11 protein-coding genes are annotated in these 12,759 nt (G+C 63.2%); 9 read left to right on the plus strand and 2 right to left on the minus strand.

Features of this window, described 5'->3' with window-relative positions:
* The first annotated feature begins 2 nt into the window (after positions 1-2).
* The 8 genes from truA (at position 3) to G559_RS0127630 (ending at position 8,124) form a co-directional block, all read left to right on the plus strand.
* Positions 3-863: a tRNA pseudouridine(38-40) synthase TruA gene (gene truA, locus G559_RS0127585; protein ID WP_028631326.1), complete on the plus strand. Its 861-nt coding sequence runs from the start codon at positions 3-5 to the stop codon at positions 861-863.
* A gap of 56 nt (positions 864-919) precedes the next feature.
* A complete protein-coding gene (locus G559_RS0127590; protein ID WP_028631327.1) occupies positions 920-1,537 on the plus strand; it encodes a phosphoribosylanthranilate isomerase in 618 nt (205 codons plus the stop codon).
* A 302-nt stretch (positions 1,538-1,839) separates the two neighbouring features.
* The gene (accD, locus tag G559_RS0127600; RefSeq protein ID WP_028631329.1) at positions 1,840-2,712 is read left to right on the plus strand and encodes an acetyl-CoA carboxylase, carboxyltransferase subunit beta; all 873 of its coding nucleotides are present in this window, start codon (positions 1,840-1,842) and stop codon (positions 2,710-2,712) included.
* Entirely contained in the window at positions 2,709-3,995 is a 1,287-nt protein-coding gene (gene folC / locus G559_RS0127605) for a bifunctional tetrahydrofolate synthase/dihydrofolate synthase (protein ID WP_028631330.1), read from the plus strand. Before accD ends, folC begins: the two co-directional genes overlap by 4 nt.
* 5 nt (positions 3,996-4,000) lie before the next feature.
* Positions 4,001-4,675 carry an SPOR domain-containing protein gene (locus G559_RS29460; protein WP_036997960.1) on the plus strand — a complete coding sequence of 225 codons (675 nt, stop codon included), beginning with the start codon at positions 4,001-4,003 and terminating at the stop codon, positions 4,673-4,675.
* 95 nt (positions 4,676-4,770) lie between these two features.
* A complete protein-coding gene (locus tag G559_RS0127620) occupies positions 4,771-5,283 on the plus strand; it encodes a CvpA family protein (protein ID WP_028631332.1) in 513 nt (170 codons plus the stop codon).
* Between the two features lie 89 nt (positions 5,284-5,372).
* Complete coding sequence (purF, locus tag G559_RS0127625; protein WP_028631333.1) at positions 5,373-6,878, plus strand: amidophosphoribosyltransferase; 1,506 nt, start codon at positions 5,373-5,375, stop codon at positions 6,876-6,878.
* Between the two features lie 34 nt (positions 6,879-6,912).
* Entirely contained in the window at positions 6,913-8,124 is a 1,212-nt protein-coding gene (locus tag G559_RS0127630) for an O-succinylhomoserine sulfhydrylase (protein WP_028631334.1), read from the plus strand.
* Between the two features lie 275 nt (positions 8,125-8,399).
* Here the strand turns inward: G559_RS0127630 and gspD are convergent, their stop codons facing one another.
* Positions 8,400-10,352 (minus strand): type II secretion system secretin GspD, encoded by a 1,953-nt coding sequence (gspD, locus tag G559_RS0127635; RefSeq protein ID WP_028631335.1) that lies wholly within the window; start codon positions 10,350-10,352, stop codon positions 8,400-8,402.
* 4 nt (positions 10,353-10,356) lie between these two features.
* Positions 10,357-10,926: a type II secretion system protein N gene (locus tag G559_RS0127640; protein WP_245586556.1), complete on the minus strand. Its 570-nt coding sequence runs from the start codon at positions 10,924-10,926 to the stop codon at positions 10,357-10,359.
* A 338-nt stretch (positions 10,927-11,264) separates the two neighbouring features.
* Between G559_RS0127640 and gspE the strand changes: the two genes are divergently transcribed.
* The gene (gene gspE / locus G559_RS0127645; protein WP_028631337.1) at positions 11,265-12,752 is read left to right on the plus strand and encodes a type II secretion system ATPase GspE; all 1,488 of its coding nucleotides are present in this window, start codon (positions 11,265-11,267) and stop codon (positions 12,750-12,752) included.
* Positions 12,753-12,759: the final 7 nt, after the last annotated feature.

Here is a 12,759-nt window from a genome sequence, read left to right on the forward strand (position 1 = left end):
AGATGACTCAAGCAGTACCCGCAGCGGCAGCCTCTTCGGCTGCCGCTGGCATTTACAGAATCGCCCTCGGTGTTGAGTACAAAGGCTCCCGCTACCGTGGCTTCCAACGCCAGCGCGCTGGCGTGCCTTCGATCCAGGAGTCCCTCGAAACGGCACTGAGCCGGGTCGCAGGCGGAGCGCCCGTGACGCTGTCATGTGCCGGCCGAACCGATGCCATGGTGCATGCCAGCGGCCAGGTAGTGCACTTCGATACGCCGGTGGTGCGTTCGATGCATGCCTGGGTCATGGGCGCGAACATGAATTTGCCTGGCGATATCAGCGTCACCTGGGCCAAGGAAATGCCCAGGGCTTTCGATGCCCGCTTCAGTGCGATGGCTCGGCGTTATCGCTATGTGATCTACAACGACCCGATTCGTCCGGCTCACATGGCCGAGGAAGTGACCTGGAACCATCGGCCGCTGGATTTCGAGCGGATGCGCGAGGCGGCTCGTTGCCTGGTCGGGACTCATGATTTCAGTGCCTTCCGTGCCAGGCAGTGTCAGGCGAAGTCGCCCATCAAGACCGTGCATCACCTGGAACTGATCGAGCATGGCCGCCTGATCGTGCTCGATATCCGTGCCAGCGCATTCCTTCACCACATGGTGCGCAACATCTCCGGAGTGCTGATGACCATTGGTGCCGGGGAACGGCCTGTCGAGTGGGCCAGGCAGGTGCTGGAAGGCCGCATTCGCCGCGAGGGAGGTGTAACCGCGCATCCCTATGGGCTCTATCTGGTGCAGGTCGAATACCCGGAAGAGTTCGAGCTGCCTCAGCGTTACCTGGGCCCGCACTTTCTTTCCGGTCTGCCGGAAACGGTGTGCTGACGCTGCGTCTGGCCTTTGCTAACATCCTCGGTCTTTAGTCTTCAGGTGCCTGCATCTTGTCAGCCGTTCGCATCAAAATCTGCGGTATTACTCGAATCGATGACGCCCTGGCTGCCGTCGCTGCCGGGGCCGATGCCATAGGTTTTGTGTTCTACGCGAAGAGCCCGCGAGCGGTGACTCCGGCCCAGGCCAGAGCCATCGTCGCTGCGCTGCCGCCTTTCGTGACCACTGTCGGGCTCTTCGTCGACATGCCGCGGGCGGAGCTGACGCAGGTACTGGCCGAGGTCCCGCTGGATCTGCTGCAGTTCCATGGCGATGAAAGTCCCGAGGCCTGTGCCGGTTACGGCCGACCCTACATCAAGGCTCTACGAGTCAAGCCGGGTGACGACATCACCGCGGCTATCTCCTGCTATCCCGAGGCGTCCGGCATCCTTCTCGACACGTTTGTGCAAGGGACTCCCGGTGGCACCGGTGAAGCCTTCGACTGGAGCCTGGTGCCCCAGGATGCGGCAAAGCCTTTGATCCTGGCGGGTGGCTTGACCCCTGAGAACGTCGGTGAGGCGGTTCGTCAGGTGCGCCCCTATGCCGTTGATGTGAGTGGTGGCGTTGAGGCCGGCAAGGGCATCAAGGACGCTGCGAAGATTCAAGCCTTCATCCAGCAGGCACGAGCCTGAAATGCACATTGTGGATACTTTCGCGTACTCGTCCGCTGGCGCGTCTCCTGCATATGTGACGGACGGCGTTTCGCTGCCGTCCATAAGCGAGTTGCCCAGGCAGGAGAAGCCTGTCGGGTCGCGTGGCAAGGCTGCGTCGATCGGGCCTGTTTTTTACGAGAGCGGTGGCAAGGCCATCGCCAGGGTGATACCCGGGCACATCATGCGCGCCGGGGTCGCAACCATGAATTCGCTCAAGGGCATGCGCGGGGCTATGAACCGCTAGCGCGTGTTCGGGCCTGAAAGCTGTGGAGAACTAGAGCATGAGCAACTGGCTGGTAGACAAACTGATCCCTTCGATCATGCGTTCCGAGGTGAAGAAGAGCTCGGTCCCGGAAGGCCTCTGGCACAAGTGCCCGTCGTGCGACGCGGTGCTTTACAAGCCCGAACTGGAAAAGACGCTGGACGTCTGCCCGAAATGCAACCACCACATGCGTATTGGTGCGCGCGCGCGCCTGGATATCTTCCTTGATCCGGAAGGCCGTGAAGAAATCGGCGCCGATCTGGAGCCGGTGGACCGCCTCAAGTTCCGTGACAGCAAGAAGTACAAGGACCGCCTGGTAGCCGCACAGAAGGACACCGGTGAGAAGGATGCGCTCATCTCCATGCGCGGCACCCTGCACAAGATGCCGATCGTGGCCTGCGCCTTCGAGTTCTCTTTCATGGGCGGCTCCATGGGTGCCATCGTCGGCGAGCGCTTCGTACGCGCCGCAAACGTTGCCTTGGAGCAGCGCTGCCCGCTGGTCTGCTTCTCCGCCTCCGGCGGCGCCCGTATGCAGGAAGCCCTGATCTCCCTGATGCAAATGGCCAAAACCTCTGCGGCCCTGGCCCGTCTGCGCGAAGAGGGCATTCCCTTCATTTCCGTGCTGACCGACCCGGTCTACGGCGGTGTTTCCGCCAGCCTGGCAATGCTCGGCGATGTGATCGTCGGTGAGCCGCGCGCCCTGATCGGCTTCGCCGGTCCGCGTGTGATCGAGCAAACCGTGCGCGAGAAACTGCCGGAAGGCTTCCAGCGCAGCGAGTTCCTGCTGGAGCACGGCGCCATTGACATGATCATTCCCCGCGCGGAACTGCGAGAGCGCCTTGGTCGGCTGCTGGCGCAGATGCAGCGCCTACCTTCCCCGGCTATCGCATGACCCAGAGAACCCTTGCCGACTGGCTTTCGTACCTTGAGCAGCTTCACCCCACGGCAATTGACATGGGGTTGGAGCGCAGCCGTGAAGTTGCCAATCGGCTCGGTCTGAGCCAGTTGGCGCCCAAGGTGATTACGGTCACTGGCACCAACGGCAAGGGTTCCACCTGTGCATTCCTGGCCGCGCTGCTGCGCGCCCAGGGGCTGGGGGTCGGCGTATACAGTTCGCCGCACCTGCTGCGCTACAACGAGCGAGTGCTGCTGAACGGTCAGGAGGCTTCTGACCAGGCGCTCTGCGATGCCTTTGCCGCTGTCGACGCGGCGCGTGGCGATATTTCCCTCACCTATTTCGAGATGGGTACCCTGGCAGCCTTCTGGCTGTTCCAGCGTGCGGGTCTGGACGCCCTAGTGCTGGAGGTTGGCCTGGGCGGCCGCCTGGATGCCGTCAATCTGGTGGATGCTGACCTGGCGCTGGTAACCAGCATTGGCCTGGACCACGCCGATTGGCTCGGTGACACCCGGGAGAGCGTGGCCTTCGAGAAGGCGGGTATCTTCCGTGCCGGCAAACCAGCCCTCTGCGGCGACCTGAACCCACCGCAGCCGCTGCTGGAGCAGGCAAATGCGCTGCCAGCGCCGCTGTTCCTGCGGGGGCGTGACTTCGATCTGGCAATTGGCGATGGGGGCTGGCATTGGCGGGGCGCGTGCGCGTCTGGTCAGGTGCTGGAACTGCACGACCTTCCTTTGCTCGATCTGCCCATGGAGAACGCTGCCCTGGCGCTCCAGGCCTATGCACTGCTGGGTATGCCTTGGCAGCCGGAAGTCCTGGAAGCTGCGCTGTTGGGTACCAAGGTCACTGGACGCTTGGATCGCCGCTATGTCGACTGGGGCGGCAAGCGGGTTTCCCTGTTGCTCGATGTCGGCCACAACCCTCATGCGGCCGAGTACCTCTCTGCACGTTTGGCTGCGCGCCCCGTCGCCGGTCGTCGACTGGCGGTGTTCGGGCTCCTTGCTGACAAGGATCTCCCTGGCGTCATCGGCCCTCTGGCGGCGCGCTTGAGCCATTGGGCGGTGGCGCCGTTGCCGACACCGCGCAGTCGTCCAGCATCCGAACTGCAGGCGGCATTGACGAACCTTCACGCAAGCGTCAGTGTCCACGAAAATATCGCCGCAGCACTTGAATCGCAGTGTGAGCAGGCGACACCGGACGACGAGATTCTGGTGTTTGGATCGTTTTACAGCGTGGCTGAGGCTCTGAGCTGGCTGGAAAGCCACGCAACGGGGGACTAGGGGAAATGGCTGTATTGGACAAGGGACTCAAGCAACGTATCGTCGGCGCATTGGTGCTGGTGGCGCTGGCGGTGATCTTCCTGCCCATGTTGTTCAGTCGCGAGGATGAGCTGCGTCAGGTCGTGGTCGAGGCGCCGCCCATGCCCAAGGCGCCGGACATGCCGCCGGTGGAGTTGGAACAGGTTCAGGTGCCTGAGCCCCAGGCTCTGCCCCAGGAGCCGGTCCCGCCGCTGGAGCCAACTGGCGATGCGCTCGCCTCGGATGTGTCAGCGGCTCAGGACGTTGCCCCGGTAGCGCCCGCCCCACCTGCTGTCCCTGCCGCGCCCGCGCCCGCGCCCGCGCCCGCGCAGCCACAAGTGCAGGCAAAGACGCCAGCACCAAGCCCGGCGCCGGCTGTGGCCCAGGTCAAGAGCGAAGAGAAGCGTCTCGACGTCAATGGCCTGCCGGTAAGTTGGTCGATCCAACTCGCCAGCTTGTCGAGTCGAAGCAGTGCCGAGAATTTGCAGAAGAACCTGCGTACTCAGGGCTACAACGCCTATATCCGCAGCGTCGAAGGCATGAATCGGGTCTTCGTCGGGCCGGTGATCGAGCGTGCCGAGGCCAATCGCTTGCGTGACCAGCTCGCCCGTCAGCAGAAATTGAATGGATTCATCGTCCGTTTCCAGCCTGAAAAAGGCTGATAGAGCAGGATAATTAAGCCCTTTCTGATCCGCGGGTTACCGGAGCTGAAGGGCTCTGCTAAAATGCAGCGCCTTTTCAGTTTGTGGGCTGCACTGTGGCATTTACCTGGGTCGATTGGACGATCATCGCCATCATCGCCGTTTCCAGTCTGGTCAGTTTGAGTCGGGGCTTCGTCAAGGAGGCTCTCTCACTGCTCACATGGATTGTCGCAGGCGTAGTCGCCTGGACGTTCGGCGGCGCCCTGTCGCTGCACCTCACAGAATTCATCGAAATGCCATCGGCGCGCATCATCGCCGCATGCGCCATTCTCTTCGTCGCCACCTTGCTGGTGGGCGCCTTGATCAATTTCCTGATCGGCGAGTTGGTCAGGGTTACCGGTATGGACGGCACCGATCGTGTTCTGGGCATGGCCTTCGGCGCCGCTCGTGGCGCGTTGCTGGTGGTGCTACTGGTCGGCCTGCTCAGCCTGGCACCGGTGCAGCAGGATCCCTGGTGGCAGCAATCCACGCTGTTGCCGCATTTTCTAATGGTTGCCGATTGGTCGAAGAACCTCATTCTGGGCTTCACCAGTCAGTGGCTCGCGAGCGGAATCAGCTCACCCAGCTGATTCGTCGCACCCGGAAGCATGCCCGCCCGCGCCCAAACGGCCTGGACGGGCTATTGATTAGCCTGAACTACTAGCAGGGGTTGCGTCACATGTGTGGCATCGTCGGTATCGTCGGTAAGTCGAACGTCAATCAGGCGCTGTATGACGCGCTTACCGTGCTTCAGCATCGCGGCCAGGACGCTGCCGGTATTGTGACCAGCCATGACGGCCGGCTCTTCTTGCGCAAGGACAACGGCCTCGTCCGTGACGTCTTCCAGCAGCGCCATATGCAGCGCCTGGTTGGCAGCATGGGGATCGGCCACGTGCGCTATCCCACCGCTGGCTCTTCCAGCTCCGCCGAGGCACAGCCGTTCTACGTCAACTCGCCTTACGGCATTACCCTGGCGCACAACGGCAACCTGACCAACGTCGAGCAACTGGCCAAGGAAATCTACGAGTCCGATCTGCGTCACGTGAACACCAATTCCGACTCGGAAGTGCTGCTCAACGTGTTCGCCCACGAACTGGCCCACCGCGGCAAGCTGCAGCCCACCGAGGAAGACGTTTTCGCCGCGGTTTCCGGCGTGCACGCGCGCTGCAAGGGTGGTTACGCCGTGGTGGCCATGATCACCGGCTACGGCATCGTCGGCTTCCGTGATCCCCATGCCATCCGCCCGATCGTGTTCGGCCAGCGTCATACCGACGAAGGTGTCGAGTACATGATCGCCTCCGAGAGCGTTGCCCTGGACGTATTGGGTTTCACCCTGATTCGTGACCTGGCGCCGGGCGAAGCGGTGTACATCACCGAAGAAGGCAAGCTGTTCACCCGTCAGTGCGCTGCCGACCCGCAATACGCTCCCTGCATTTTCGAGCACGTTTACCTGGCGCGCCCGGACTCGATCATGGACGGTATCTCCGTCTACAAGGCACGACTGCGCATGGGGGAGAAGCTGGCCGAGAAGATCCAGCGCGAGCGCCCCGACCACGACATCGATGTGGTGATCCCAATCCCGGACACCAGCCGCACCGCGGCCCTGGAACTCGCCAACCACCTGGGCGTGAAGTTCCGTGAAGGCTTCGTGAAGAACCGCTACATCGGCCGTACCTTCATCATGCCGGGCCAGGCTGCGCGCAAGAAATCCGTGCGCCAGAAACTCAATGCCATCGAACTGGAATTTCGCGGCAAGAACGTGATGCTGGTGGACGACTCCATCGTGCGCGGCACCACCTGCAAGCAGATTATCCAGATGGCCCGCGAAGCCGGCGCCAAGAATGTCTATTTCTGCTCGGCGGCCCCGGCGGTGCGCTACCCGAACGTCTACGGCATCGACATGCCCAGCGCGCACGAGCTGATCGCCCACAATCGGTCCACCGAGGAAGTGGCTGAGCTGATCGGCGCCGATTGGCTGGTCTACCAGGACCTGCCGGACCTGATCGACGCTGTTGGTGGTGGCAAGGTGAAGATCGACCACTTCGACTGCGCGGTGTTCGACGGCAAGTACATCACGGGTGATGTCGACGAGCATTACCTGAACAAGATCGAGCAGGCGCGCAACGACGCGTCCAAGGCGAAGGCCCACGCGGTCAGCGCGATCATCGATCTGTACAACAACTGAGCCACGGATAGCGGCGAACTCGAGGTTGAGTGACATGACGCAAGAATGGGAAGCCGGAAGGCTGGACAGTGACCTGGAAGGCGCAGCCTTCGAAACCCTGGCCGTGCGTGCTGGCCAGCGCCGCACGCCGGAAGGTGAGCACGGCGAGGCCATGTTCCTGACTTCCAGCTACGTGTTCCGCACCGCCGCCGACGCCGCCGCGCGCTTCGCCGGCGAAGTGCCGGGCAACGTCTATTCGCGCTACACCAACCCGACCGTGCGGACCTTCGAGGAGCGCATCGCCGCCCTCGAAGGCGCCGAGCAGGCCGTGGCTACCGCCTCCGGCATGTCGGCGATCCTCGCCATCGCGATGAGCCTGTGCAGCAGTGGTGACCACGTGCTGGTTTCCCGTAGCGTGTTTGGCTCGACCATCAGCCTGTTCGAGAAATACCTGAAGCGTTTCGGCATCGAGGTCGACTATCCGGCGCTGTCCGACCTGGCTGGCTGGGAAGCGGCGATCAAGCCGAACACCAAACTGCTGTTCGTCGAATCCCCGTCCAACCCCCTGGCCGAACTGGTGGACATCTCCGCGCTCGCCGAGATTGCCCACGCCAAGGGTGCGTTGCTGGTGGTCGACAACTGCTTCTGCACTCCGGCGCTGCAACAGCCGCTGAAGCTGGGCGCCGACATCGTCATGCATTCGGCCACCAAGTACATCGACGGCCAGGGCCGCACCATGGGGGGCGTGGTTGCCGGTCGTGCGGAGCACATGAAGGAAGTTGTGGGGTTCCTGCGCACTGCCGGTCCGACCCTCAGCCCGTTCAACGCCTGGGTGATGATCAAAGGCCTGGAGACCCTGCGCGTGCGCATGCAGGCCCATTGCGCCAGCGCCCTCGACATTGCCAAGTGGCTGGAACAACAGCCTGGTGTCGAGCATGTCTACTACGCGGGCCTGGAAAGCCATCCGCAGCATGAGCTGGCCAAACGCCAGCAAAAAGGCTTCGGTGCCGTGGTCAGCTTCGAGGTCAAGGGTGGAAAAGAGGCCGCCTGGCGCTTCATCGACGCCACCCGGATGATCTCCATCACCACCAACCTGGGTGACACCAAAACCACCATCGCCCATCCGGCCACGACCTCCCACGGTCGTCTGTCGCCGCAGGAGCGTGCCAACGCCGGCATCAGCGACAGCCTGGTGCGCCTCGCCATTGGCCTGGAAGATGTGACCGACCTCAAGGCTGATCTGGAGCGCGGGCTCGCCGCGCTGTGATCGACTGGCCCCTGTAGGCGACCGTCGCGAGCAACGGCAAGGTCGCCTTGGGTAAGGGGCATTGCGAAGGATCGGGCTTGGCTACTGTCGGACCTTGCAAGATGAACGACCTCGACTGAGCGCCAGTCGGGGAGGGCAGGGCGGCTGCACCGGAAGGAGGGCCGCCCTTTTCGTTGGGGCAAGAATCCCTGGCGGTGGGAGTGCCATCCCTGCCGAAATGACAGCGCAGGGGGCGAGCTTAGAGGGGGAAGGCCGTGTGACGGCCCTCCTGAAACTCAAGGCTTGCGCACGTCGATAGCAGGCACCTGTTGGCCGTCGAACAGATCCACCGGCTTGCGCGGCAGGATGGCCGGGCGGCCTTCCTTGTCGTGGTCGCCGACGATGCGGATGTCGTTGTATTTCTTCCCGGACAGCGCGGCGATGCCGGCGCGGTCGCGCACTACCGTGGGCCGCAGGAAGACCATCAGGTTGCGCTTCACATGGGTGTCGCGGGTGGAGCGGAACAGCCGGCCGAGAATGGGTATGTCGCCCAGCAGCGGGACCTTGGAGTCGGTTTGGGTGATGTCATCCTGGATCAGGCCGCCGAGCACGATCACCTGGCCGTCCTCGGCCAGGATGGTGCTCTTGATCGAGCGCTTGTTGGTAATCAGGTCCACTGCCTGGGCAGTCAGCGTCGCTGTTGGGGCGATGGAAGAGATCTCCTGCTCGATCTCCAGGCGCAGGGTGGCACCTTCGTTGATGTGCGGGGTCACCTTCAGGGTTACGCCGATATCCTGGCGTTCGATGGTGGTGAAGGGGTTGTTGGCGCCCGAGGCATCGGTGGTGAACGTGCCGGTCTGGAAGGGTACGTTCTGGCCCACCAGGATTTCGGCCTTCTGGTTGTCCAGGGTCAGCAGGCTGGGGGTGGACAGCAGATTGCTCTTGCTGTTGGCCGATAGCGCGGTGATCAGCGCGGCGAAATTGTCGGTGCCAATGCCGATGATGGCGCCGTCCGGGAGGACTTCTGGGATCTCCTCGTCCTGGATGGCGTTAAGCACGGTGCCCACCGAGAGCCCGGTATTGCCGAAATTCACGCCGCCCAGGCCGCCGGTGCTGCCGCGTGCATCCACCGCCCATTGCACGCCGAGGGCTTCGGTGATGTCGCCTGAGATTTCCACGATGGCCGCTTCTACCATCACCTGGGCGCGAGGCACGTCGAGTTGGCGGACGATATCTTCCATGGCGGTGACCACATCCGGCTCGGCCAGCATCACCAGCGCGTTCAGGCTCTCGTCGGCGCGGATCAGTATGCTTTGCGTCTTGCCGCCGGCTGCCGACGTCCCTTCGCCACCGCCTTCGCCGTTCTTCAAACCTTCGGAAATCTCGCCAAGGGTTTCCGCCAGGCTCTTGGCATCGTTGTGACGCAGGCGAATTACCCGGGTGTTGGCCGAACGTGAAGTCGGGGTGTCGAGGGATTGCGCCAGGGCCGCCAGCTTCGCACGGGCGGACGGTGGGCCGAGGAGGATCAGGCGATTGGTGCGGGCATCGGCGATCACCTGAGTGCCCGAGCTGCCCTTGGATTGGCCGCGGTTGAGGGATGCATTGAGCACCTCGGCGGCGTCCATGACCCAGGCGTGCTTGAGGTTAAGGACGGTATAGTCGCGGTCGCCCTTCTGGTCGAGTTGGCGCATCAGGTCTTCGATACGGGCAATGTTGGCGGCGCGGTCGCTGATGATCAGGGCATTGGCCGAGGTCACGGCGGCGAGGTGGCCGTACTGGGGGACCAGCGGTCGAATCAGTGGGATGAGCTCCGTCACTGCCGTGTGCTGCACCTGGATCACGCGCGTTTCCAGGCGTTCCGCACCCGCCCGGCTGCTGCCGGCTTCGGCCTTGGCTTCGGCGTTGGGGATGATGCGCGCCTGGTCGCCCTGGGTGACGACGGTGAAGCCGTGGGTGGCCATCACCGAGAGGAACAGCTGATAGACCTCGTTGAGCCCCAGCGGTGCTTTTGATACCACGCTGACCTGGCCCTTCACCCGCGGGTCGACGATGAAGGTCTCGCCGGTGATGTCGGCGATCTGATCGATGAACTCGCGAATATCCGCGTCCTTCAGGTTGATGGTCCAGCCATCCTGCTGCTGAGTGCTGCCCGGTGCGGCAAGGGGCTGGGCGGCGAGCAAGGGCAGAGGCGCGGCCAGCAGGCCGGTGGCGATCAGGGCGAGCGTGAGGCGCGAGAAGGTCGGGGTCATCGTGTCATTCGCTTTCCTGGGGCTGTTCGGCGGAAGGCTCGGGCACGGTGTCCTCCGGGTCTTCCATCTGTTGGCGCAACTTTTCCATGCGCTCGCGCAACTCGGCGGCGTTGTCTTCCTGCAGGCCGCTGAGTTCGTCGATCACGGCAGCCGACGGCTCGTCGGCTGTGTCGCCAACGGGCGTGAAGCGTGAGCGCGGCTGCGGGAAGCTGAGACTTTCCAGTCGGCCGTTGCGTTCGATTTCGACTCTATTGCGATACACGGCATGCACCTTGACGCCGCTGGTGATCTCGTCGCCCGCAATGTAGCGGCGGGGCTTGCCGCCTTCGTACTGGATGATCGCAATAGACTTGTCCGGCCCTGCGTGGACAAAGCTGCCCAGCAGGGTGAGGCGCAGGTTGGTGGTGGGCGGCGGGCCGCTAGGCTGGAGTTTCGGCGCGGGGCCGAACAGCGGTTCTAGGTTCTGCAGGGGCTGGCTGGTCGCAAGAGGCGTTCCCTGCTGCTCGGGTGCTTCGGCAGGAGTGTCGACCAGGCGCAACCATTCCCGGGTCTGCCAAGCGAAACTGGCACCCATGACCAGAACCAGAAGCGCGCCGACAATGCTTGGCGCGTGGCGTTGCAGCCAATGTGCGGAATCCGAGGCTTGCAAGTGGGTCGAACTCCTAATGCGGTGTAGTTCTTCTGTTTTTATGTTGGCAGAACTGCCTTGATCATAGCAGCGCCTTCGAGTGCCCGGGTCGGCCGTCTGGATGATGTTGAGACGCGGACGCTGTGCTAAAGATATCTGTGAATTTTTACGGCTTTAGGTGGTTTTGTTCACACACATCATAAGAATCAGACAGCGGCTCTGCACAATCGTCAGATTGCGCTGCAATACTTCCTTCTGGACCCACCTGAAATAGGCGCCCACGGATGAATCCACCACTCGTTGAAGCCCCCCTGCGGCGTCTCCCTTTCGGTTTCGCCAAGCGCCACGGCGTCCTGTTGCTGGATGGTCTGGAGCCGTGCCTGGCTCACCGTCCCGGCGTCGAACTGGTGGCCCTGGCCGAGGCGCGTCGCTTCGCCGGCCGTAGCTTGCCGCTCAAGTCACTTAGCGGCGAGGCCTTCGAGCAGGCTCTGGCGCAGGCCTACCAGCATGATTCTTCCGCAGCCATGCAGTTGGCCGAGGACCTGGGCGGCAGCCTGGACCTGGCGGCCCTGGCCGAGCAAATCCCGGAAACCGAGGATCTGCTGGAGCAGGAGGACGACGCGCCGATCATCCGCCTGATCAACGCCATCCTCGGTGAGGCGATCAAGGAGAACGCCTCGGATATCCACCTGGAAACCTTCGAGAAGCGCCTGGTAGTGCGTTTCCGCGTCGACGGTATTCTCCGCGAAGTGCTGGAGCCCAAGCGCGAGTTGGCGGCCTTGCTGGTGTCGCGGATCAAGGTCATGGCGCGTCTGGATATCGCCGAAAAACGCATCCCCCAGGATGGCCGCATATCCCTGCGGGTCGCCGGGCGCGAAGTGGACATTCGCGTTTCCACGTTGCCGTCGGCCAATGGCGAGCGTGTGGTGCTGCGTCTGCTGGACAAGCAGGCGGGGCGCCTGACCCTGCAGCACTTGGGCATGAGCGAGCGTGATCGGCACCTGCTGGAAGGTACCGTCCGCAGGCCCCACGGCATCCTGCTGGTCACCGGCCCCACCGGCTCGGGCAAGACCACCACGCTTTACGCCAGCCTGGTCACCCTCAACGACCGCACGCGCAACATCCTCACAGTCGAAGACCCGATCGAGTACCACATCGAGGGCATCGGCCAGACTCAGGTCAATCCCAAGGTGGACATGACGTTCGCCCGTGGCTTGCGCGCCATCCTGCGCCAGGACCCGGACGTGGTGATGGTGGGTGAGATTCGCGACCATGAAACCGCCGAAATCGCCGTGCAGGCATCCCTGACCGGCCACCTTGTGCTTTCCACCCTGCACACCAATAGCGCCATTGGTGCCATCACCCGCCTGGTGGACATGGGGGTCGAACCCTTCCTGCTGTCTTCATCCCTGCAGGGTGTGTTGGCCCAGCGCCTGGTTCGGGTGCTCTGCCCGCACTGCAAGGAGGCCTACCAGGCGGATGCGGCGGAGTGCGAGTTGCTGGGCGTCGCCGCCGACAGCGCTCCCATCCTGTATCGCGCCCGTGGTTGCGCGGAGTGCCACCAGCAGGGTTATCGCGGCCGGACCGGCATCTACGAGCTGGTGGTGTTCGACGACCACATGCGGAGTCTGATTCACAGCGTCGCGTCGGAGCAGGAAATGATCCGCCATGCGCGCCTGTCCGGTCCGGGCATTCGCGAGGATGGCCGGCGCAAGGTGCTGCTGGGCGTCACCACGGTGGAAGAAGTGCTGCGAGTTACCCAGGAAGAATGAGTAGAAC

It is taken from the genome of Metapseudomonas resinovorans DSM 21078 (assembly GCF_000423545.1).
In the GTDB taxonomy this organism is placed as follows: Bacteria; Pseudomonadota; Gammaproteobacteria; order Pseudomonadales; family Pseudomonadaceae; genus Metapseudomonas; species Metapseudomonas resinovorans.